The sequence below is a fragment of the Rossellomorea oryzaecorticis genome (assembly GCF_038405515.1).
GTDB classification, from domain to species: Bacteria; Bacillota; Bacilli; order Bacillales; family Bacillaceae_B; genus Rossellomorea; species Rossellomorea oryzaecorticis_A.
On record NZ_JBBYAF010000047.1, the window covers coordinates 1 to 24,215 of the forward strand.

The 24,215-nt window shown below is 43.2% G+C and carries 19 protein-coding genes; 1 reads left to right on the forward strand and 18 read right to left on the reverse strand.

The features are described 5' to 3' along the window. Positions 1 to 108: 108 nt before the first annotated feature. The 15 genes from uvrC to AAEO50_RS18420 form a co-directional block, all read right to left on the reverse strand. Positions 109 to 1,881, reverse strand: a complete 1,773-nt coding sequence (gene uvrC, locus AAEO50_RS18350) for an excinuclease ABC subunit UvrC (RefSeq protein WP_341985779.1) — start codon at positions 1,879 to 1,881, stop codon at positions 109 to 111. Beyond that, positions 1,878 to 3,362 carry a hypothetical protein gene (locus AAEO50_RS18355; protein ID WP_341985780.1) on the reverse strand — a complete coding sequence of 495 codons (1,485 nt, stop codon included), beginning with the start codon at positions 3,360 to 3,362 and terminating at the stop codon, positions 1,878 to 1,880. The genes uvrC and AAEO50_RS18355 overlap by 4 nt, the downstream gene beginning before the upstream one ends. A 119-nt stretch (positions 3,363 to 3,481) precedes the next feature. Next, complete coding sequence (locus tag AAEO50_RS18360; RefSeq protein WP_341985781.1) at positions 3,482 to 4,465, reverse strand: FTR1 family iron permease; 984 nt, start codon at positions 4,463 to 4,465, stop codon at positions 3,482 to 3,484. Positions 4,466 to 4,489: 24 nt separating this feature from the next. Next, a complete protein-coding gene (locus AAEO50_RS18365; RefSeq protein ID WP_341985782.1) occupies positions 4,490 to 5,239 on the reverse strand; it encodes a hypothetical protein in 750 nt (249 codons plus the stop codon). A gap of 60 nt (positions 5,240 to 5,299) precedes the next feature. Then, positions 5,300 to 6,058 carry a glycosyltransferase family 2 protein gene (locus AAEO50_RS18370; protein ID WP_341985783.1) on the reverse strand — a complete coding sequence of 253 codons (759 nt, stop codon included), beginning with the start codon at positions 6,056 to 6,058 and terminating at the stop codon, positions 5,300 to 5,302. Continuing rightward, entirely contained in the window at positions 6,051 to 7,514 is a 1,464-nt protein-coding gene (locus AAEO50_RS18375) for an ectonucleotide pyrophosphatase/phosphodiesterase (protein WP_341985784.1), read from the reverse strand. Before AAEO50_RS18375 ends, AAEO50_RS18370 begins: the two co-directional genes overlap by 8 nt. Continuing rightward, a complete protein-coding gene (locus tag AAEO50_RS18380; protein WP_341985785.1) occupies positions 7,498 to 8,436 on the reverse strand; it encodes a lysylphosphatidylglycerol synthase transmembrane domain-containing protein in 939 nt (312 codons plus the stop codon). Before AAEO50_RS18380 ends, AAEO50_RS18375 begins: the two co-directional genes overlap by 17 nt. Beyond that, a complete protein-coding gene (locus AAEO50_RS18385) occupies positions 8,420 to 9,376 on the reverse strand; it encodes an NAD-dependent epimerase/dehydratase family protein (RefSeq protein WP_341985786.1) in 957 nt (318 codons plus the stop codon). The genes AAEO50_RS18380 and AAEO50_RS18385 overlap by 17 nt, the downstream gene beginning before the upstream one ends. Before the next feature lie 105 nt (positions 9,377 to 9,481). Beyond that, positions 9,482 to 10,666 (reverse strand): hypothetical protein, encoded by a 1,185-nt coding sequence (locus AAEO50_RS18390; RefSeq protein ID WP_341985788.1) that lies wholly within the window; start codon positions 10,664 to 10,666, stop codon positions 9,482 to 9,484. Positions 10,667 to 11,098: 432 nt separating this feature from the next. Beyond that, a complete protein-coding gene (trxA, locus tag AAEO50_RS18395) occupies positions 11,099 to 11,413 on the reverse strand; it encodes a thioredoxin (RefSeq protein ID WP_341985789.1) in 315 nt (104 codons plus the stop codon). A gap of 342 nt (positions 11,414 to 11,755) precedes the next feature. Then, complete coding sequence (locus AAEO50_RS18400; RefSeq protein WP_341985790.1) at positions 11,756 to 12,736, reverse strand: electron transfer flavoprotein subunit alpha/FixB family protein; 981 nt, start codon at positions 12,734 to 12,736, stop codon at positions 11,756 to 11,758. A 64-nt stretch (positions 12,737 to 12,800) separates the two neighbouring features. Further along, on the reverse strand, positions 12,801 to 13,574 hold the full coding sequence (locus tag AAEO50_RS18405; RefSeq protein ID WP_341985791.1) for an electron transfer flavoprotein subunit beta/FixA family protein: 774 nt from the start codon (positions 13,572 to 13,574) through the stop codon (positions 12,801 to 12,803). 144 nt (positions 13,575 to 13,718) lie between these two features. Beyond that, positions 13,719 to 14,489, reverse strand: coding sequence for an enoyl-CoA hydratase (locus tag AAEO50_RS18410; protein ID WP_341985792.1), 771 nt, complete (start codon positions 14,487 to 14,489; stop codon positions 13,719 to 13,721). A 21-nt stretch (positions 14,490 to 14,510) separates the two neighbouring features. Continuing rightward, positions 14,511 to 15,098 carry a TetR/AcrR family transcriptional regulator gene (locus tag AAEO50_RS18415; RefSeq protein ID WP_341985793.1) on the reverse strand — a complete coding sequence of 196 codons (588 nt, stop codon included), beginning with the start codon at positions 15,096 to 15,098 and terminating at the stop codon, positions 14,511 to 14,513. Positions 15,099 to 15,245: 147 nt separating this feature from the next. Next, entirely contained in the window at positions 15,246 to 16,940 is a 1,695-nt protein-coding gene (locus AAEO50_RS18420; RefSeq protein WP_341985794.1) for an AMP-binding protein, read from the reverse strand. A 353-nt stretch (positions 16,941 to 17,293) separates the two neighbouring features. Here AAEO50_RS18420 and AAEO50_RS18425 point away from each other — a divergent pair, with 353 nt between their 5' ends. Continuing rightward, positions 17,294 to 18,643 carry a glucoamylase family protein gene (locus tag AAEO50_RS18425; protein ID WP_341985795.1) on the forward strand — a complete coding sequence of 450 codons (1,350 nt, stop codon included), beginning with the start codon at positions 17,294 to 17,296 and terminating at the stop codon, positions 18,641 to 18,643. Positions 18,644 to 19,189: 546 nt separating this feature from the next. Here AAEO50_RS18425 and AAEO50_RS18430 read toward each other — a convergent pair. From AAEO50_RS18430 to polX, 3 genes are all read right to left on the reverse strand, one after another. Beyond that, positions 19,190 to 19,597 carry a DUF350 domain-containing protein gene (locus AAEO50_RS18430; protein ID WP_341985797.1) on the reverse strand — a complete coding sequence of 136 codons (408 nt, stop codon included), beginning with the start codon at positions 19,595 to 19,597 and terminating at the stop codon, positions 19,190 to 19,192. A 21-nt stretch (positions 19,598 to 19,618) separates the two neighbouring features. Then, a complete protein-coding gene (locus tag AAEO50_RS18435; protein WP_341985798.1) occupies positions 19,619 to 21,979 on the reverse strand; it encodes an endonuclease MutS2 in 2,361 nt (786 codons plus the stop codon). 181 nt (positions 21,980 to 22,160) lie between these two features. Further along, positions 22,161 to 23,873 carry a DNA polymerase/3'-5' exonuclease PolX gene (gene polX, locus AAEO50_RS18440; RefSeq protein ID WP_341985799.1) on the reverse strand — a complete coding sequence of 571 codons (1,713 nt, stop codon included), beginning with the start codon at positions 23,871 to 23,873 and terminating at the stop codon, positions 22,161 to 22,163. Between the last annotated feature and the right edge of the window lie 342 nt (positions 23,874 to 24,215).

The following is a 24,215-nucleotide window of genomic DNA, read 5'->3' on the forward strand; positions in this document are numbered from 1 at the left end:
CGTGCTTGGTTCCGCCTCTCTTCTTTTTTCCGGGACTTTTCAGCTTCAGCTGAAAAGCGGGTGAAACGAACGTTTCACCCGAATGAGCCAAAAATTATCCTGATGACCCTATTCCTGCAGCTTCTCATGCAGTACTTTCGCAACTGCCTCGGGGATCCCGATATCCTGAAGTTCTTCTACGGTTGCTTCCTTCATCTTTTTCATTGAACCGAAGTGTTTGAGGAGCTGTTTTTTCCGTTTTGGTCCGATTCCGTCAATCTCATCGAGGATGGATTGGAATACGCTTTTTCCACGGAGCTGGCGGTGGAATGTAATGGCGAACCGGTGGACTTCGTCCTGGATTCGCTGCAGCAGGTAAAATTCCTGGCTGCGTTTTTCGAGTGGGACAATCTGCAGCGGATTTCCGTACAGAAGCTCAGATGTCTGATGCTTATCATCCTTTGCCAAGCCGCCAAGAGGTATATCGAGACCAAGCTCGTTTTCAATTACATCCCGGGCCGCTTCGATTTGTCCTTTACCGCCGTCAATGATAATGAGATCTGGAAGAGGAAGGCCATCCTTCAGTACTCTTGAGTACCTTCTTCTTACCACTTCCCGCATTGATTCATAATCGTCCGGGCCTTTGACGGTTTTTATCTTATACTTACGGTACTCTTTCTTGGCAGGCTTTCCATCTATGAATACAATCATGGCAGACACTGGAGCGGAGCCTTGTATATTGGAGTTATCAAACGCTTCGATTCGGAAAGGTGTATAGATCCCCATTTGTTCACCTAACCTTTCAATCGCTTTGATCGTTCTCTCCTCGTCCCTCTCAATCAAGGCAAACTTCTCATCGAGTGCCTGCTTGGCATTTTTCTCCGCCAATTTCACCAGTTCTTTCTTCTTTCCCCGTTTCGGCTGGGTGATCTTGACTTCCAGCAGCTTTGTAGCAAGCTCTTCATCGATCTCCTCGGGAAGAAAGATTTCACGTGGTTTAAAATGATTGGCTTTTGAATAGAACTGACCCAAATATGTGAGGAATTCATCTTCCGGTTCATTGTAAAGAGGGAATAACGACACATCGCGCTCAATCAGTTTTCCCTGCCGTACAAAGAATACCTGTACACACATCCAGCCTTTATCGACTGCATAACCGAAGACATCCCTGTCGGTGAAATCCGTCATCGTCATCTTTTGCTTTTCCATCGTTGCTTCAATATGAAGAATTTGATCACGGAATTCCTTGGCACGTTCAAATTCCAGATTCTCGGAAGCCTCATTCATTTTTCCCGTTAATTCCTTCTTTATCTCTTTGTATCCGCCATTTAGGAATCTGGCAATTTGATCGGTCATCTCCCTGTACGTTTCTTTGCTCACTTCTTTCACACAAGGAGCGAGGCATTGTCCCATATGATAATAGAGACAGACTCTATCAGGAAGTGTTGTACATTTTCGCAGCGGATAAAGACGGTCCAGGAGCTTTTTTGTTTCATTCGCAGCGCCGACATTCGGGTAAGGCCCGAAATACTTCCCCTTGCCCCGCTGCACTTTGCGGGTCGTGATCAAACGCGGATGCCGTTCATTTGTCAACTTGATAAAAGGATAGCTTTTATCATCCTTCAACATCACATTGTATTTCGGATCATATTTCTTTATTAGATTCATCTCGAGCACAAGTGCTTCCAGGTCGGACGAAGTCATGATATATTCAAAGTCTTCTATTTCCCCTACCAGCCTTTGTGTTTTCGCATCATGCGACCCTGTGAAATAGGAACGGACACGATTTTTCAATACTTTTGCCTTACCGACGTAAATAATCGTGCCCTGTCTGTCTTTCATCAAATAGCATCCGGGCTGATCGGGCAGTAAGGCCAATTTATTTGTAATGACAGGATTCACGGTTTCTCCCCCTTCTTCTCTTTCCATTTATATACTTTAATCGTTGAATAGACGGGATCAAACATCTCCTGGGAGTGAAAGGATCCCACTTCAATTATCCTCTCGCCGAGATCCACTCCTTGTTGTTTAAATCCGTTCACAACTCTATTGGTTATATATATATCCTTTCCTGTATGTTTAATATCCTGCAGGAATTGTGAGTACGTTAAGACCCTTTTATGTGAAAAATCCACATCCAAATACGCAAATATCCTCGTTTCTTCCCATGTATATACCATTATAGGAGAGTCATCATTTTTCTCAGAGAAGAAAGCTGCCGACTGATAGACAGCCGGTGGAGTAGCATCATATTCCTTCAGTGCTTTCAATCCGGTACCCATATGGAACATCAGCCATAAGATCAATAAGCCTCTTATGACTTTGGTGACTTCTCGTAACCAGGTGCCGATCAAGAAAAAGCCGAGGAGTAAAGCTAAAGGAAGGATATGTCTCGGTTTATCGATATTCTGAGCAAGCAATCCCCAAAGTAAATAAGATGAAAAACACACAAGGATCAAAAGAGTGCCTCGATCAATATTTTTCCATCGTAATCCTTTTAAATGCTTGAACGCTAATATAAAAAGGAGAATTGAAATGGTCATAATCAATACCGATTGGCTGAACAGTCCATTCCAGAAAATGTTCGTAAATAAATAAGTGCCCGTCCGTTGCAAAACATTGGATTCAGAACCGGCGGCCCCTCCCCATTCTGTGAAATGCCCTCCCGTAAAACCGAACGCAATTTGCATCAAAGTGTTGAGGCTGCCTGTATTGGCTGCCAAAGCGGATACCCACACTCCTTGGGAAATGACAATCAGCAGCAGGTGATATAGGACCGTTCTTGTCTTAGAGTTAAACTCTTCATGTTCTATCCAGAATCGGTACCAATAATAGATGAACCCTAATCCAAATGCAATATAAGAGAGTCTTATCCCCAGCAACAAGGAAAAGAAAACAATCGGAAGCACCGCAGCATCCTTTGTATTAAGCGTGACCGCGCGGTGAAGGCTCCAGAGATACCACCACAATATCGAAATGGCGGCCCCTTCGCTCATGGGCTGCACCATCATGATGCCTGGATAAGAAAGTGAAAAGAGCAGCACAACAGCTATGATTGCTTTTTTCTTGCAGAGGTAATTTCGAAAAAGCCAGAATACAGGAAGAATAGAGCTGATCCATAAAATCGTATTAAATGCCTGCAAGGAACGGATCGGGTCTTCAATGAAAACATGAAGCAGCATTCCGCCTAATATATAAAATGGATAACCTGGAAAGTGAGGCTGCATCTTTAAAACATCGAACTCCAGCACACCTAAAGCATAATCCACTTCATCCCAGCTCGAAGCATAGGAAGGCAGTAGATAAAGCTTATAAGCTGCATAGGCCAAAAACAAACCAGCCGCAGCCATCATCCATCTTTTCAATTGATTGTCATTCGTCATGATTATTTCTCCTATACTGCCTATCAATAATAAAAAACCAACCAGATCAGAAACAAGCTTCTTAGCCTATTGTAAGGCTTTCGAACAATTGTTTCCAATCATTAGTTGGTTTAAAGGGGTCAAGCATTTATTGATTTCATGTCATCGGATTTTTTTATCGTTTTTTTCTGTTGTTCCGGTCCGGCGGGTACAGAGGATTTCCTGAAAGGATTGATGATTTTATCTGTCCTGATCAAGTACATCCATAAGAAAACAAATCCGAAATATAACCAGTATGCCAGAATCTGTTCGACGGTCGGGTTATGGCTGTAGCCGAACATGGCTGCCATAAACAGTCCGACTTGCCCGCTAATGAGGACTTCATTTCCGGTATCACGTTCGTAATGAAGCTCATCCTGAAAATGCTCAGGCATGATTTCCACAATATTATAGACTGCCTCAGGCTTTCCTTCAGCCGTTGTATAAAGAGAGCCCATCTTTCCAAGATCCTGAAGGATTCCTACACCTTGAACAAGTAATCCGGCTGCAATCAGCATGATCAAGACTCCGGTTACATTAAAGAATGTTTTAAGCTTAAACTTCATCGTACCAGAGAAGAAAGCATAACCTAGAACCATTGCCAAAAGTAATCCGCTCAGTGCACCATAGCTGGTAAACACCTTGGTGACATCTCCTCCGCTGATGGCCGCAAAGAAGAATACGGTCTCCACTCCTTCACGCAGTACGATCAGGTAAGAGTGAATGATCATGGCTGAAACACTGCCGGCAGTCAGTGCTGCATTGATTTTTTTCTGCATTTCCGTATTGATGCCTTTGGATTGCTTTTTCATCCAGCCTACCATATGAGTAAGCAGGAATACTGAAGCAAACATGATTCCGACCTTCAAATAAATTTCAGCTCCGAAACTTGAAAAGCCGGTTAGGACAACCTGGAATAACAACGCAACGAGAAAGCTTGATACAAGTGCAAGTACGACTCCGACATATACCCATTTTTTATATTGATCCGCATTCAGCCTTGTTAAATATGATGTGATTAACCCGACGATGAGAATCGCTTCCAATGATTCCCTTAATGTAATCAAAAATGCTTGAAAATCCAAATTACTTCCCCCTTTGTTGCTGCACTACTTTCTATTTTTACGTTTATTCATGACGATAAGAACAATTAATAGCAGGATGAGTGCTATTGAGAAAAACAGCCAGAAGCTTGAGCTTCCACCTTCAGTCAAACCATTCAGCAGACCAAGGTTTTCTTCGTTCAAGTGACTTTCGCCAGCTTCCTCAGAAGGAATCGGAAAAAGCGGCTGCAATTCACCGATAATGGATTCAACTTCTTTGTCGAAGGCCTCGGTATCATTATCTTTACTACCGATCCCGAACAAGCCGGGATTTCCCAATGATTTCAAAGCAGTATCGAATGAAGAATAGATCTTGTCAGCTTGTTCCTGACCCTCTTTTTCTACTACAAAAGGCTCGAGGACATTGTATGTTCCTCTTGCTTTGGCTAAGAGCAGCTTCGCTTGCCCATAGTCATCGAATTGTTCCTGTGCAAAATGCAATCTTCTTTCAATGTTGAGCATCAATGCAGCTCTCCAGCTTTTTAATAAGAGCTCTTTATCCTTTTCTTCAAATGCTTTATCTATATCAGGTGTAACTTTTGAGAAATACAAGTCAAAATCTTTTTCATATGAACCATAGATTTTCTTCGCGTTATCCCAATCGTCATTTTCCAAGCTTGTTTCCAACTCTTTATACGCTTCTGCGATTTTCTCTTCTCCCGGATCTCCATAGGAGTAAGCTGAAGCATGAGAAGGCAGCAATATGTAATTGAGAATAAATATCAACGAAAGACCAAAAAAAAGACTTTTTTTCATATGGAAATCCTCCTGTTCATTTCAATGATAATGATTATCATTTTACTTGTCAATACATTATCAAAGGCTTTCGGCATCAGGTTGTGACACTTTGTGAACGTTTTCTTCAACTTCAACTTTTGTGACCGGTCGCTTCATCTCATTGAAAATGGCGGGAATCACATTAAACATATAAGCTTGGAACTTGATGAACGACTGTCCTTTGGTCCGGACTGTGTAGGTAATCGGCACTTCTTTCATCCGGAAGCCTTTTCTCATAATGTTCAGCGTCACTACTTGAGCATAGTTATAGTCATGAATGATTTCTGCATGCTCCAACACTTGCTTTGAAAATGCCCTCATCCCTGATTGTCCGTCATAGATCCATGTTCTAAGTAAAATGGATTGTAAAAATGTAAAACAATAATTACCTAAACGACGGTGTATTCTCATGCCTTCAATCGTACCTTTGAACCGCGAACCCATTGTATAATCAGCTTCATTCTCGAAGATAGGCTGCAGGATATTCGGGATTTGCCCGGCTGGATATTCCCCGTCCGCATCGATCATGACTCCGATATCGGCTCCCATATTCAACGATTCTTTCAACCCTCTTCTCACTGCAGCGCCAAGACCCGTGTTCTTATCCATATGTATGATCGCATCTGCACCTGCTTCTTTCGCAGCGTTAACAGTTTCATCAGTGGATCCATCATTAATGACCAAAACTTCTACCGTAACATCGGGGTGAAACCTTCTGGGAATGTCCCGGATGACATCCCCGATGGTTTCTTCTTCGTTGTAAGCAGGTAAAAAAACAACAACTTTTTGCTTATTCACGATGCTCTTCCTTTCTTTTGAATGCTTCTTCCAGTACAGGCCCTCTCGCATGACTCGGGAAAGGGGCTCCGAGTAGATGGGCGATCGTACTTGCCATCGAAACAAGACTATGTCTGGCTTCAACCTTGCGACCTTTGTGAATACCAGGTCCATGCATGATGAATGGAACAAAACGTTCACCCTCATCGAGATGGCCGTGCCCGCCGATTCCATCCGCCTGTCCATGGTCCGCACAAATGATCAGTGTCGTATCCTCCATCTTCCCTTCTGCTTTCATCCAGCCCACGAAATCCTCAATCAGACTGTCAGCTTCTTTTATCTTTTGCAAATATTCATCATATAAAACACCGCGGCTGTGACCGGTCTGGTCCGTACCGATCATTTGGACAATAAACAAATCTGGATCCTGCTCTTTCATTATATGTTTGGCCTTTTTCATGATCGTAGGATCCGCTTTATCATTGTGCATAACGGCGGTGTATGTTTCAACGTCCTCACCCATGGAATCGACGAGATGGGCGACACCCAGCAGTCTTCCTTTTTTCCCGACCTTGCGCAATGAATCAAAGATGCTTTCCACTTTGATCCCGAGCTTCCACACCATATTCGACGTTATGCCATGTTCATGAGGATAGGTTCCTGTGAACATGGAAGAAAAGCAGACGACCGTTCTCGCAGGATAGACCGTTTCCATATTCGTGAACTCGGTGCCTTCTGCTTTCAGTGAATCCAGAAAAGGTGTATCAGCATCCTGAAAACGTTCTTTTCTCATACCGTCCACCACGATGACCACCACTTTATCCGAATGAGCTTCGCTGCTTCCTTCTAATTCTGATGCATATTCCTCATACATCTTTGGCTTCCAGTCAAACAAATAACGGTGGAGAATGAAGGTGAACAGGAAAATCCCCGCATAGAAGCTGAGCATGTTTACGACCGGCAAGTCTTGTCCCGTACTTAAAAGTGAAGTGGTATATTCCCAGATTGACAGCAATAGCAGAAACTTAGGCAGCTGCTCCTGGGCATTTCCGCTCGTTGAATCACTGTTTTTCAACACCAGCTTCCAGAAACGGGTAAAATTCAGCCATGACGTACCGATTCGCAGATGATAATACAATGTCCCCCAGAAGAGGATCGTAAAGAAAAAGTAAAGTCCTGCTGCAAACAGCATCAGGGACAGGTTCCATTCCCAGCCTATAATAGAGAAAGCAACGACCGGGATCCAAAGATAATTTCTTAAAAACAGTGGAAAATCATAAATGAAATATACTACAAACAGCGGAAGTGTAACCGCCAGGCCTGCCAGAAAGCTCAGCCAAAACGAAGGTGATGCCATGTCCCCGATATGATAAAGAAGCATTGTCCCAACCGTAAAGATTGGGGTGAACGGCTTCCCTTCATTTAATAAATTCCAGCATCGCGCGGCGAATTTCTCGAATTTAGATGCGCTTTTCATTGAAGTCTCTCCTTTCTTTCACTAAAGCAGTCAATTTCTTAAATGTAATTGGATATCTAATAAGTGCATAAATCCCTGCAGCATAAGAGAACAGGAATTTCATGAGATGTGTCACGATGGCCAGCTGCAGCCCCTCGTTCCAAGGAATGCTGAAACGGCTGAGCCCGAAAGCCATTATCGGTTCGTAGTTCGCCACCCCGCCGGGAGTGATTTGAAACACTTGTCCAAGGATGGTCAAACTATTTACCCAAATAGCCTCCCATACGGAAAGATCAGCTGCTGCCGCTATGCAAACAGCAAGAAGCAAAGCAGCCTCGAGGACCCAGCTTATAAATACCAGAACGAATGAGTAGAAGAATTCTATTCCCTTTGAAAGTGAAACCAGTACCTTCCATTGTTGTATGATGAATTCCCTTTTCCAGAGAAAAACAAGTACAACAGCAAGAATACCAGCTGCACCGGCCACTGCGGGGATCAGCGGTGACACTATCAAGAAATTGAAGGTCATTCCCAAAGAAACCAGAATAAACAGGCTGAATATATCCATCAGCCTGACGATGATAACAGATTGGACTGACACTGATTTACTTAGATTCTCACGCTCGAAAAAAATATAGGAACGGACAATGTCCCCACCCTTGAAGGGCAGCAGATGATTTGATGCAAGACTGTACCATAAACCATACATCGCACTGGAAAGACGGATAGAATGGCGAAGCAGGATTTTCATGGCGAAACCTTTCAAGTAAAAAGACATTCCATATAATGCTGTGCCTGTCAAAATGATAAGCGGGTGTTCCACAACCCTGTTAATCAATATGAAAAACTGCCCTCCATCCCAGCCCGTGGCTATAAACCATATAAAGGTACACGCTATCCCCATTCCCACGGCATATTTGATCAGTTTATAGAAATTTTTCATTGCTCTCAGCCCACTGGATCGTTTTTTTCAATCCTTCTTCAATGGTCGTTTTCGGAGAATAATTGAGATGATTCATCGCTTTTGATAAATCTGAATGGGTGGATAACACATCCCCTAAACGGTAATCGGTAAAATCCAGTTTCATGGAGGGGAAGGAGCTCTGTAGGATTTCCAAAAGCCTCAGCATTTTCACTTCTCGTCCACTGCCAAGATTATAGATTTCTCCATTTCTGCCATGCAGCAGTGTCAAATGTATACCTTCCACGATGTCATCAATGTATGTATAATCCCTTCCGCTGTCAGCACCAAATATGGAGATCGATTCACCTTTCATTGACTTCTTAATGAACTTGGGAATCGCCATATCCGGTCTTGCCCATGGTCCGTATACAGTAAAAAACCTCATGATATTCAGCTTCAATCCGTACATTCCCGCGTACATATGACAGAAGCTTTCAGCACTCCACTTCGAGGCTGCATAGGGGGAGACGGTCTTTCCATCTGCATCTTCCTCTTTCAATGCAGCTCCGGGCTTGTCACCGTAAACGGATGATGACGAAGCAAACAGGAATCGACCTGTCCCTGCTTCTCCGCATGCTTCCAATATATTGATCGTCGCCTTTATATCATAATCCACATATTTCAGCGGTTCCTCAATTGAATAAGCGACCCCAGGGAGAGCTGCCAAATGAATGACCGCATCGGGACGGATTTTTTTCATGATGGCTTTGATCGCTTCACGATCCAATAAATCCACTTTATGAAAATCATTCATTGGAAAGTTGATGACCTCTAAATGATGTTTCTTCCTTTCGGACGGGTAATACGAATGAAGGCTATCAATGATGATGACCCTGTGGCCTTCATTTAACAGCCTGCCGGCAAGATGCATGCCGATAAATCCCGCGCCGCCTGTCAGTACAATTTTCACGTTTATCACACTCGCTTTTACACAATAGCTTTAGTTTAGCATAGAAATGAAAAGAAGATTACACAAAAATAGAGGCGGACCCACATCAAAGGGCCAGCCTCCATTCAATTTCTATTATAGTTGGTTCAGGATGTCGAGAATAGCTTCACTATGCTGTTTTGCTTCATCTGCTTTTTCTGAAGAAACTGCTTCAAACCATTTCTTGGAGTGATCAAACAACTCTTTTGATTTTTCCTCTCCAAGCTTGTTCTTGATATTCACTTCCAGCATTTTGCTGAACATATTTCCTTCCATCGCTTGTTCCCTTGCTGAAGCCACTTCACCTTTTTCAAGTGATTCAGTCACTTTCTCGTGATACCCTTTAACTTTTCCTGTGATGGCTTTCGTATAAAGGCTGTTTACTTTTTCAGCATCAATTGTAGCAGGATCATTTTCTAAAGAGAAAATTTCATTCAGCTCTGTTGCAGCTGCTTCATCACCGCCTGATAATGAACCTTTGATTGCTTGAAGGAATCCATATCCTTCAGCTTGCATAATGGAGAGTTCTTCCTTATTTCCTTCTTCAACTGCTTTGCTGATTTTCTCCCCATATGAATTCGAAGCCATATAATAGCTTTGGTAGATCGCTTTATCTGTCACTTGTTTGTACACAGAGAAATCTTCTGCATTTGAATTGGCAATCGCTTCTTCTTGTAAAGAAAGACCATTGTTGATGTTTTCAACCATGCTGGATTCGCCGGATAGCTCATAGTAGCTGTCACGCTTCTCCGCAGTCGGAATAAATACGTTTTCCGCTAGATACTTCACTTCTTCCATTTTCTTTGAAGCATCATCAGCTTTGCCTGCTTTTAAGTCTTCAGCCGCTTGTCCTTGAAAGCCTTTTTGAACTTGATAGAAATAAGATTGAGTCACTTTATCGATTAGCTGGCGTGCAACGTCTTTATCAAGGTCTCCTGATTCCCCGCCTGAAATCGCAGCTTCAACCGCCTGAGAAAATTCACCGTTCACTTCATTTACATGTGCCTGTAATTCAGAAGTGTAGATGTCATTTACTTTGTTCCAATCCACTTCTTGATCTTCTTTCATTTTTTCCAGTTCTGCTTTCATATCAGAGTATGCTTTAACCTGAGCTTCTGATGTCAGCTTTGCGTCATCTTTCTTATCATCTTTTGATTTCTCTTGACTCTCTTCAGCGGACTTCTCTTCCTTTGGCTCTTCTGATGCGCTTGAGCATCCTGCCAGTACTGTACCTGTCAATAGAAATGCCGTAAAGATTTTAGCTAATTCTGACTTCCTCATATGTATGTACCTCCAAGAAATAATTGATAATGATTTTCATTCACATTATATCGAGAACCATTCTCATAGTCAACGAAAATTTGTAATCTCTCTTTTAAACACCGCTGTTGATTTCCGTGCAAGACTTCGCTTTCCGCGGGTGACCTGTGAGCCTCCTCGTCGCTGCGCTCCTGCGGGGTCTCACATGTCCAGCTGCAGGGCTTAGAGGCAAATGTCATAAGTCAAACGGACCAAGAAGGCAAAGAGCGCCTTCCAGGTCGGTTTGACTTATGCCAACCGCCTCTGAGCAAAGCCCTTCCGCTTTTCGAATTGGCCACTTCTCCCGCAAGAGTCTTCGTCTTGCACTCCAATCAACAGCTGGAACTGCTCCAACCATTTGTTTGCATAAAAAAAGCCGAGGCTTTAGGCCCCGGCTTTTTCGATCAATACTTATTATGCGTGTTTGTTCAATAGTTCTGCTAGTGCTTCTTTCGGCTGGAATCCGATTACTTTATCCACTACTTCTCCGTCTTTGAGGACAACTAGTGTCGGGATGCTCATTACACCATATTTTCCAGCTGTTTCTTGGTTTTCATCTACGTCAACTTTGACGATTTTTACTTTGTCACCCATTTCACTGTCAAGCTCTTCTAAAACAGGAGCGATCATTTTACAAGGTCCGCACCAAGGAGCCCAGAAGTCTGCCAGTACAAGTCCAGAGTTTGTTTCATTTCCGAAATTTTGATCAGTAGCATTTGTAATTGCCATAAGTATATGCCTCCTAAATTCAATGAATATAACGTAAGTATATCACCGATAACATCGCTATGCTATAAATCTGCTCGTTGGTAATATACCCTTTGGTAAACGTTCTATACAGACCTTCAAAAAATTACACTTTAAACACCGCTGTTGATTTCCGTGCAAGACTTCGCTTTCCGCGGGCGGCCGGTGAGCCTCCTCGTCGCTGCGCTCCAATCTACAGCTAGAACAGGTAATAATAACAAACACCCTTTTAACAGAGCAAAAAATAAGGAGTAACCACATGTGGCTACTTCCTTATATACTCTTATGTTATTTACCCGTTCTTTTGTTTTTAAAACTCACGAATTATGAAGATGCGACTTTAAGCTTTTTGAATTCTTCTGTCAGCATCGGAACGACTTCGAAAAGGTCACCTACGATACCATAATCGGCAACATTGAAGATATTCGCTTCTGGATCTTTGTTGATTGCAACGATTACTTTAGAGTTGGACATTCCGGCTAAATGCTGGATTGCTCCAGAAATTCCGCACGCGATATAAAGGTCTGGTGTGACAACCTTTCCTGTCTGTCCGATTTGTAATGAGTAATCACAGTAATCTGCGTCACAGGCTCCGCGTGAAGCACCTACTGCACCCCCAAGAACATCTGCCAATTCTTTAAGAGGTTCAAATCCGTCTTCACTTTTCACTCCGCGTCCGCCGGCAATGATGACTTTTGCTTCAGATAAATCTACACCTTCACTTGCTTTGCGGACTACATCCTTGATGATTGTACGCAGGTCTTTCACATCAACCGACAATGAAGATACTTCGCCCGTGCGAGAATCATCTTTTGCCAAAGGTTCGATATTGTTTGGCCGGATTGTAGCAAAGATCAAACCGTCTGTAACGATTTTCTTCTCAAATGCTTTACCTGAGTAAATAGGACGTGTGAAAACAAGGTTTCCGCCCGCTTCTTCAAGGTGAGTCGCATCAGAAATCAGCCCAGTGCTTAATTTGCTTGCAAGCTTTGGTGACAAATCTTTTCCTAATGCAGTATGACCGAAGATGATCCCTTCTGGTTTTTCCTGCTCGATGACAGCCATCAGCGCCTGTGAATAGCCGTCTGAAGTATATTGGTCAAGCTTATCGTTTTCAACAGCGATTACTTTATCTGCACCGTATTGGATCATTTCCTGCCCTAAAGCGCTTACACTTTTGCCTGCTAAGACTGCAATGACTTCTCCGCCTTCTGCAACTGTTTTACCTGCAGCAATCGTTTCAAAAGAAACATTACGCAATGACCCGTCTCTGACTTCTCCTAGTACCAATACTTTTCTTGCCATGTTAAATACCCCCTGAGTGTTAGTTGATTGTGATTAGATAAGTTACTAAAGACTCGATCCGAAATTATACTACTTTCGCTTCGTTGCGAAGAAGCTGTACAAGCTCTGATACTTGGGCGTCCAGCTCGCCTTCTAATACTTTTCCTGCTTCTTTCTTAGGCGGTAAGTAGATTTCGATTGTTTTCGTTTTTGCTTCTACATCATCTTCATCCAGATCTAAGTCATCAAGTTCTAATTCTTCAAGAGGCTTTTTCTTCGCCTTCATGATTCCAGGAAGAGATGGATAACGAGGCTCATTCAATCCTTGCTGCGCCGTCACCAATAAAGGCAGTGAAGTTTCGATTACTTCAGAGTCACCTTCAACATCGCGGGTAACCGTTACTGTTTCACCATCGATATCCAACTTCGTGATCGTGGTTACGTAAGGAATATCCAGCTGCTCAGCTACGCGCGGCCCTACTTGCCCGGAACCTCCATCAATTGCCACGTTTCCGGCAAGAATCAAGTCAACTTCCTGTTCTTTTAAGTATTGAGACAGAACCGATGCCGTTGTGAATTGATCTCCATAATCAAGATCATCTTCTGTATTGATTAACACAGCTTTATCTGCTCCCATTGCCAAAGCTGTTCTTAATTGCTTTTCACTTTCTTCTCCGCCGACAGTCACGACTGTCACTTCCCCGCCATGGGCATCGCGGACTTGAATGGCTTCTTCCACCGCATACTCATCGTATGGATTTATAATAAATTCAGCCCCATCTTCTGCGATTTGACCGTTTTGGATCGAAATTTTCTCCTCAGTATCAAACGTTCTTTTCAAAAGTACATAGATGTTCATTCGTAAGTCCCTCCTAATAATTAAAACATTCTTTCCCTTAAAAAGATTTTGAAAATTTAGCCCCTTTGAAGGGGCAGTGCGTACGGAATGATACCGTTTTCACACTACCCTTGTCTTGATTTTACTATATTAATAGAATGTTTACTAGCCTTTAAAGTCAGGTTCTCTCTTTTCTATGAAAGCAGAAATGCCTTCTTTCGCATCATCAGAAACAAAGACGTCTCCGAACAAATCAGATTCCCTCATGACTCCTTCATAGAATCTGTCATCTTTTGTATAGCTCAGCAGCTCAATTGCAGCTTTCATGGCGCCAGGGCTCTTCTTGGCGATTTTATGTGCCATTTCTTCAGCCTTGGTGAATAGTTCATCTTCCTTGTATGCTTTGTTGGCAAGTCCCCATTGGACTGCTTCCGTGCCGCTGATCGGTTCACTCGTCAAAAGCATTTCTGCTGCCTTTGCCCTGCCGACAAGTTTAGGAAGACGCTGCGATCCTGCAAAACCAGGGACAAGTCCTAATTGCAGTTCCGGAAGGCCAAGTTTTGCGTTCTCTGTGACAAGACGGATATGACAGCCCATCGCAAGCTCAAGGCCCCCTCCTAGTGCGGCACCGTGAATCGCTGCGATGATTGGCTTAGAGAAGTTTTCCATCCGTTCGAAAACATCCTGTCCTTTTTTGGCAAGCTGGGAAAATTCCTCTCCCGTTTCAATCGTTGTGAATTCTTTTATATCCGCTCCCGCAGAGAAGAAACGTCCTTCACCTTTTAGAAGAATGACCCTGACTTCAGGGTTTCCTTCCAGTTCGTCAAGAATGGCATCGATTTCCCTTATCAGGCCGCTTGCGAGTGCATTCGCAGGCGGGCGTTGTATGGTAACATGCGCTACCTTTCCTTCTAATGACCATGATAAATTCTCCATCTCTCATCCCCCTAAACTAGTTTAGTTCCTGCCGCCACACCCATGAAGTAATAGTTTGTGAATAGCAGGGACTTGAGCTGCCAGATCATACTTTTGATCATTCATTACCCAGGTTGTGACCATTTCGTCCAGTGTCCCGAATATCATTTGACGTGCAAGGCGCACCTCTAGGTCTTTCGGAAGTTCACCGGCTTCCACTCCGCTTATTAAAATTTTATCAACCAATTGAAGATATCCTTTTAATACATCGTTGATCTTTGCCCTGATATCCTTATTGGATTGACGGAGCTCAAGCTGTGTGACAATCGCTAAATGATGATCTTCTGATAGAAGCCTGCAATGATTTTCTATCATCACTAATAATTTCTCTGAAACCGTCTGTTTTCCTGCTATAACTTCTTCGATTTTTTCAACAAAGATGGACATCTTCTCTCTGAATAAGGAAATCAGAATGTCTTCTTTGTTTTTAAAATAAAGATAAATGGTCCCATCGGCGACGCCGGCTTGTTTGGCAATCTTCGAAACCTGTGCCTGGTGATAACCATTTTCGGCTATAACGACGACGGCAGCATCAATGATTTGTTTGTATTTCGGTTTATTTCGTTTCATAGTTAGTTGACCTGCCTTATCAAAATATGAATGAATGGTCATTCATATTTAAATAATAAAATGTATGTGTATAATTGTCAAGAAGTACCCTTGTCCAATTATGTTTTAAAAAGAAAGCGAATCTATTTAAGATCCCCTAATTTGATTTTAACTTAATTTCTGTTCTTCTTCTATCTTTTTCCGTTCTTCATCCACGAGAGCTCTTCGCAAGATCTTTCCAACAGCGGTTTTAGGAAGTTCTTTTCTGAATTCATAAATCCTCGGCACCTTATAGGCAGCGAGATATTTGCGTGAAAACTCATCCAGTTCTTTTTCTGTCAGTGACTCTCCCTCTTTAAGCACAACATACGCTTTGACCGTTTCCCCCCTGTAAGGATCAGGAACTCCTGCTGCCACCACTTCTTGAATGGCTGGATGTTCATATAATACTTCTTCTATTTCCCTTGGATAAATATTAAAGCCTCCAGCTATGATCATATCTTTTTTACGGTCCACCACGTAGAAATAGCCTCTTTCATCCATGTATCCCAGGTCTCCGGTCAGCAGCCATCCATCCTTTAATGTCTGCTCGGTTTCTTCGGGACGATTCCAATAACCTTTCATGATCTGAGGACCTTTGACGACAATTTCGCCTATCTCGTTAGGGGGCAGCGGTTCGCCTGTTTCAAGGGAGAAGACTGCACTATCTGTACTCGGCCAAGGCAGTCCGATACTTCCTTTAATCCTTTCTTTATCCCACAGGAAGTTTGCGTGAGTAACAGGAGAGGATTCCGTCAATCCGTATCCTTCCACCAGTTTTCCTCCGGTGACTTCTTCAAATTTCTGCTGGACTTCTACCGGGAGGGGGGCACTTCCACTGAGACATGAATCGATCGATGACAGATCATATTTCTTCAGGTCTGGGTGATTCAATAAGCCGATATAGATTGTCGGTGCACCAGGGAATAAAGTTGGTTTCTCCTTCTGTATCGTTTTTAATGTAGTTTCAACATCAAATTTAGGGAGGAGGATCATCTTGTATCCTTGCATCACTGAAAGAATCATTACGGCTGTCATACCGTACACATGGAAGAACGGAAGAATGCCGAGGATCTTCTCTTCCCCTTTTTTACACTTATAGAGCCAGGCATCACACATTGAAGCGTTTGCCACCAGATTTTTATGCGTGAGCATTACTCCTTTGGGGAACCCTGTCGTTCCTCCTGTATATTGCAGAAGGGCTATGTCATTTTCAAAATCAAATTCCCCCGGAATCGGTTCAGCCTTTGAAGCAGCCATGATGTCTTTGAATAAATGATTTTGTTCAGAAGGTTCGACTTTAACAACGATCCCGTACTGTTTCTTTTGAATGAAAGGATAAATCATGTTCTTTGGGAATGGCAGATAATCTTTGATAGCGGTTACAATGATATGCTCAAGATCTGTTTCTTTCATGACTTTCGATACTCTAGGATAAAGAATGTCCAAGGTAAGGATCGCTTTTGCACCCGAATCCTTCATTTGATATTCAATTTCTCTTTCCGTATACAGCGGATTGGTTTGAACCACCACTCCCCCTGCATAAAGGACCCCGTAATACGCAATGACTGATTGAGGCGTATTCGGAAGCATGATGGCGACACGGTCCCCCCGCTCGATTCCGAGCCCCTTTAAGTAATTGCCAAACTTCAATGCCGAATCGTACACTTCCCGATACGTCAATTCCTTCCCCATAAAGTGGATGGCCGATTTAGATCCGTAAAGCTCTGCAGCCTCGGTCAAAAAAGAGTGCAGAGGCTTCGCCGGCAATATTAATTCACCGGGAATTTCGTCAGGATACTCTGCAAGCCAAGGTTTCGTCATTGTAATCCCTCCTCCAGAATTTTTAGAAAATTTAGTTCTTTTTACTATTATAATATAAGGGGACATCAGTTACAATTTGAATTACCTTTCAACCACGACTTAATTCCTACTTGTTTGTATTGAGGATCGAGGACAAATTTATTTTATTAGATGCTTCTCTATAAGATATGATTGAAGGCTTTTCCCACATTCCTGGCACGCTATTAAACCTTCCCCTCCGCCTTATGGCCCACCAAATCAGCAGTTCCTATACCATTTGACCGAATATTTAGAAACCTTATCTTTTTTGCAGCTGAACATGTTACACTGTTGGTGAAACGTTTCGATTACAAATTTTGAAAGGGGTATTGAGTTTGAAAAAGAAAATCAGTCTGTTTACTATTTTATGTCTTTTCACGAGCCTTCTTTACATCCCGGCCGCTTCTGCTCAGGGGACGGATGGGCAGGAAACGGCTTTGCGCGCTGAATTGAAAGCGATTGCAGCAAAGACCTATAAGTTTTACGAAGATCATACGGACCCGGATACCGGTCTTACGTTCGACGAAACCCGCTACACGGCTGAAGGCAAGAAAAATGCAGCACACACTTCGCCAACGAATATCGGAATGTACATGATGAGTACAGTTTCTGCTCAGGAAATGGGGTTCATCACTAAAGAAGAAGCGGTCGATCGAATACAAGTTACGTTGAATACATTGGAATCATTGAAAAAATGGAATGGCTTATTTTATAACTGGTACTACACCGAAGACGGTTCGCTGAAAACAGACTGGGGCCAATTCATCTCACAAGTTGATAACGGATGGCTGTCTGCAGGTTTGATCGTAGTTGGACAGGCTTATGAAGAATTGAATGACCAGACCAGCAAACTGGTTGAAAATATGAATTACACTACCCTTTATGATCCAGAAGTGGGTAAATTTCGTGGAGGATACGATGTGGCCAAAGGAAAAATGACTGACCATCACTATGGGCTCCTCTATACAGAACCACGCGTGGCAAGTTATATTTCAATTGGTAAAGGCGATGTCCCGAGCGAGCACTGGTGGAAACTGGAGCGTACCATTCCAGCCGAATGGGACTGGCAGTCTCAAATTCCACAGGGTTATTACGCGGAGTATGACGGAGTCTCCGTTTTTGAAGGCCACTATGAATACAACGGCGTGAAATTCGTTCCGAGCTGGGGAGGCAGTATGTTCGAGGGCTTGATGCCGGGCATCGTATTAAAAGAAAAAGAACTGGGCAAGAATGCACTTGGCTTGAATAATCAACGCCATGTCGAACTTCAGATCCAGTATGCCAAAGATAAAGGATACAAAGCATGGGGCTTCTCCCCAGCTGCTACTCCGGACGGCTACAGTGAATTTGCAGCTACGCCGCTTGGTACTTCCGGCTATGGAGACAAATCCACCGTCACACCTCATGCAACATTCCTGGCTTTAGAATATGCACCAGATGAAGTACGGAAGAACATCAAAGTGCTAAAAGAGATGAATACTTACGGGAAATACGGATTCTATGACTCGGTCAACGTCGAAACAGGTGAAATCGCGAAAGCCTACCTTGCACTCGATCAAGGCATGATCATGGTATCAATCGCAAACTACCTAAAAGACGGAGTCATCCGTGACCACTTCCACCAAGATCCGATCGGAAAAAATCCTGAGGAACTATTGAAGAAGGAAGTATTTTCAATTCAATAATGTAATCAAGAAGGCGGCTGGGACAAAAGTGTTTTAGTCTAAGTAATACCCGAACTAATTTGAATTCCAGGATTCAATTAGTTTGGGTTTTTTATTGGTTGTGTTCCAATGTGCATTTAGTTTTCGGGTTGTTCCAGCGGTTGATTGGAGTGCAAGACGAAGACTCCTATCAGAAAAGCGGAAGGGCTTTGCTCAGAGGCGGGTGGCATAAGCCGAATCGGTCATGAAGGCGTTCTTTGCCTTCTTGGCCGGTTTGGCTTATGACATGTGCCTCTAAGCCCTGCAGCTGGACAGGTAAGTCCACCACAAGGTGCGACGAGGAGGCTCACGGGTCACCCGCGGAAAGCGAAGTCTTGCACGGAAATCATTAGCGGTAATTAGAGCCTGAGCTAAAAATGTTCGTCTTTCAGGAAATAAAAAGACTGCCTCATCCAACGAGACAGCCCTCCTGCTAAACAAAGAACAACATATAAATAATACCGACCAAGATAAATCCTCCGCACAAAACGAGTAAGACCTTCGCTAATGTTTCCATAATTCCTCTCCTTAAGAAATCCCTGCTCCTATGACATACGATAATCCCACGGAAATGACAAGTGAAATAAAGCCGACCGCACGGTTATCATTTGCAATTTCTTCATCTATTTTGAACTTCGGGGTTAGAAATTCATAAATGAAATAGCCGATCAGCAGCAGGAAAAAACCGAAGACTCCCCAGCCGATCGTTGTGAGGATGGTTTCATGCTGCTGAATGGAATAACGGAAAATATTCGCAATCCCGAATATTTTCCCGCCGGTAGCCATCGCAACGGCCAGGTTTCCTTTTTTGATTTCTTCCCAGTTTTTATATTTAGTGACCAGTTCGAATACTGTTAAGAAAAGGATGAGACATAATATGACAACGCTATAATTTCCTGCCGTGTGAATGTATTCATTCTCCCAAAAATTCTCCATTGTTCTTCTCCCTTTTCTTCCTTATTTGAACTTCACTACAGTGACACCCGTTCCACCTTCGCCAGCATCACCGAAGCGGATACCTTTAACCGCACGATGATTCCTTAAATATTCCTGTACCCCCTGCCTCAAAGCTCCGGTTCCCTTACCATGGATGATTGACACTTGAGGATAGCCGGCGAGAAGGGCATCATCGATATATTTTTCGACCCTGGATATGGCATTATCGAACCGTTCCCCTCTTAAGTCCAGCTCCACGCTTACGTGGAAATCCTTTCCTTTAACAACAGCCAACGGTTTAGTTTCAACCTTTTTCTGGGTTTGGATGAATTCAAGGTCTGATTCTTTCACTTTCATTTTCATGATACCCATTTGAACCTGCCATTCCTTGTCAGACACCCTTTCAACAAGGTGGCCTTTCTGGTCAAAGCTTAGTACTTTCACTTCGTCACCAGGATGGAGTTCACGTTTAGTGCTTTGCGCCTTCCTTTTTTGATCCGAAGATTTCGGAAGGGACGGTGCTGCTTCCTCCAGTTGTTTTCTTGCCTGGATCAATTCATGCTCTTTGATTTGAGCCGATTTTTCCTGCTGCATTTTCCGTAAATCTTTGATGACCTGCTCTGCTTCTTCTTTTGCTTTTTCAACTACTGTTTCTGCTTTTTGCTGAGCTTTTTCAAACATTTGATCTTTCTTTTCATAGTACTCCATCATTTGCTTTTGCATGTCTTTATGCATTTTTTCTGCTTGCTTTAAGAATTCATGGGCTTCTTCCAGTTCTTTTTCACCCTGACGCCTGCTTTGTTCCAATGAGGCAATCATATTTTCAACTTCTTTGCTGTCTGTGCCAATATGAGATTTCGCCCGCTGGATGACCGTCTCTGATAAGCCTAAACGTTTGGAAATCTCAAATGCGTTACTTCTTCCCGGAACACCCAACAGCAGCTTATAGGTAGGACTCAGCGTTTCAACGTTAAACTCCACGCTTGCGTTTACGACCCCATCCCGGTTGTAACCGTATGCTTTTAATTCAGGGTAATGGGTAGTCGCAACCACTCTCGCACCTTTTCCATGGACTTCATCTAAAATGGAGATGGCGAGTGCGGCACCTTCCTGAGGATCGGTACCTGCTCCCAGCTCATCAAATAAGACAAGGCTTTCGTGATCCACTTTGTTTAATATCTCCACAATGTTGACCATGTGAGAAGAGAATGTACTCAGACTTTGCTCGATCGATTGTTCGTCCCCTATATCAGCATAGATGGAATGGAAGATTCCCACTTCGGATCCATCCAGTGCAGGAATCGGGAGACCGGCTTGTGCCATGATGTTTGTGAGTCCAAGGGTTTTCAGTGTGACCGTTTTTCCCCCGGTATTCGGACCAGTGATGACGATGGATGAGAAATCATTGCCTAGTTCGATATCATTGGCAACCGCTTCTTCTATCGGCAGCAACGGGTGACGGGCTTTATTTAATTTGATGCGTCTGTCATTGTTGATGATCGGCTTGGAACCTTTGATGGACTTTCCAAATTTAGCTTTTGTAAACATGAAATCAATATCTGATAACACACTTACAATCAGCAGCAATTCTTCACCTGATTCTTGTACTTTTGCAGAAAGTTCAAGAAGGATCTTTTCAATTTCATTCTGTTCTTTCAACCGCAGCTCGCGAAGTTGATTATTTAATTGAACAATCGCTTCCGGTTCGATAAAGAGCGTCTGTCCGGAAGATGACTGGTCATGAATGATACCCCCATAGTGCCCTCTGTACTCCTGCTTTACAGGGATGACGTATCGATCATTCCGGATGGTGATGATGGCATCGGATAACATTTTAGATGCATTGGAAGAGCGGATCATGCGTTCGAGCTTTTCCCGGATTCTTCCTTCGTTTGCACGCAGCTGTGTGCGGATCGTACGCAGGGTATCACTCGCTGAGTCCAGAATTTCCCCATTATCGTCTACGACACTGCGAATTTCCTGTTCTAAATGAGGCAGCGGTATGATGGAATCCAATTTAGCCTGCAACAGGGGAATGGAAACTTCATCATCCACTAATTCTTCAACGAACGTTTTAAGCTTTCTGCTTGCCCGTATCGTACTCCCTACCTGCACCAGTTCACCGGGAGACAGCATTCCCCCGATTCCAGCACGTTTCACATGAGGACGGATATCAAAAATCCCCCCAAGTGGTGCATGACCTTTTAAGCGGAGGATTGTCATCGCTTCATCCGTTTCCTCATGCATGTCTGTAATTTCTTCAAAGTCAATCGATGGAGTCAGGGTTGACACTCTTGCATGCCCGAGGGCAGAGGCGGCAAACTCTTTTAACAATTCTTTTATTTTATCAAATTCCAGTGTTTTCAGTACTTTAGGATTCACAGACTTTATTCCACCTTTTATAAGAAAAGCGCAAGCGCCTTGTTCAGCCGACAAACGCTTCAGGGCCGACCGGTGAAGTCGTTCTTTGACTTCAATGACCGGACCCGAAACGTCTCGAGGGGCTAGGCGCTGGAGCTGGCCCTTTCTCAAATTTAAGTAATGTTTTTATCCCGTTTTAGAATCAATCATTTCTATTTAAAAAGTTTAACAGTTCTTCTTTATTCCATGTATTGATTACAGTATCTTTCTTGATCCACCCTTTTCTTGCCGCAGCCACACCGATATTCATGAATTCAAGATGCTCATGGCTGTGTGCATCGGTATTGATAAAAAGTTTCACACCGTTTTCCTGGGCTTTCCGGATGTTATCAGCAGAGAGATCGAGCCTGTTCGGATTCGCATTAAGCTCGAGCGCTGTATCCGTTTCTTTTGCCAGCTTAATAAGAAGATCCATGTCTACATCGTACCCTTCTCTCCGTCCGATGATTCTGCCTGTCGGATGGGCGATGATATCGACATGCGCACTATTGAGTGCATTTGTCAGTCGTTCCATGATTTTTTCCTGTGATTGTGAAAAGCTGGAGTGGATGGAAGCTATGACGACATCCACATTTTCAAGAATTTCATCACTGTAGTCCAGGGAGCCGTCCGGAAGTATATCCATTTCAATACCTGACAGTACTTCAATCTCATCATACTTCTTGTTCATTTCCTTGATTTCTTCTATTTGTTTTAATAGGCGTTCATCCGTCAAGCCATTTGCAACACGCAAATATTTGGAGTGATCGGTGATGGCCATATATTGATAGCCTTTAGCAATGCATGCCTGTACCATTTCTTCGATGGAATAAGCACCATCCGACCAAGTGGTGTGCATGTGCAGATCACCTTTAATATGAGAGGAATCTATTAAATCAAAGTCCTTATGGTAATCATCGACTTCTTTCCCGTCTTCCCTTAATTCAGGCGGAATGAACGGAAGGTTGAAGTGCGCATAAAATTCTTCTTCAGTATTGAATGTTTTGATTTCGCCGGTTTCACTATTTTCAACACCGTATTCACTGATCTTCTCACCGCGTTCCTTTGCCAGCTGTCTCATCCGGACATTATGCTCTTTCGAACCGGTGAAGTGGTGGAGCGTAGTCGCGAATTCTTCGGGTTTCACGATGCGAAAATCAATGCTTACATCCCATTTATATTGAAGGGTCAGCGAAACTTTTGTCTCGCCCGCCGCAATCGTTTCAACAATATTGGGCAGTTTTAATAATTCGTCCTTTACCTTCTTCGGTCCATCTGTTGAAATGATGAAATCCAGATCTTTAATTGTTTCCCGCATCCTTCTTAAGCTTCCCGCCCTGGAGAAAGTATGGATAGCTTTTATGTTAGTTAAGTGCGCTTCGATTTCCTCAGCGATCCCTATCATGAATGCGATCGGCAGACGGTCCGGACGTTTGCCAACCTGAGCGATTGCAGCCAGTATCTTTTCCTCTGTCTTCTTGCCGAATCCAGGAAGACCCTGGACCTTCTCCAATCTGCATGCTTCCTCCAGGTCTTCAATTCCTTCCACACCCAGTTCACTATATAGCTTGGCAATCTTCTTGCCGCCGAGACCAGGAAGCTGTAGAAGAGGAATCAATCCTTCTGGCACTTCTGACTTTAATTCTTCAAGCACAGATGACGAACCTTCTTTTATGTACTCTTCAATAACGCCCGCTGTACCTTTGCCAATCCCGCTCAGTTTGGTAAAATCACTGATATCAGTTAAACTGCGGTCGTCATTTTCCAGTGCAAGAGCTGCTTTTCTATAAGCCGATATTTTAAAAGAGTTTTCACCCTTAAGTTCCATATAAATCGCAATCGTTTCCAATAATTTAATAATATCCTTCTTATTCATCCCATTCACCTGCTTCTCTCTATATAAATAGGTATCCGTCATACTTCTCTTCTTATATAGTAGCAAAATAACCAAAAAAAGAAAGCGATGCAAACCGAATCCGTTTGATTTTTGGCTTATTCCGTCAGTATGGAAAGAACCTGAAGCACAAATGCATTTGTGCTTCAGGTTCTTTCCATACTGACGACTTTTCAGCATAGCTGAAAAGCGAATGAAACATTCGTTTCATTCGATAAGCCAAAAATCAGGACACAATCTGCTACAAAAAAGGCTGACTTTTCGAGGAAAACGAATGTTGTTAAGATTCCCGCTTAACTCAACCATTCTACCCTCTCAAAATCA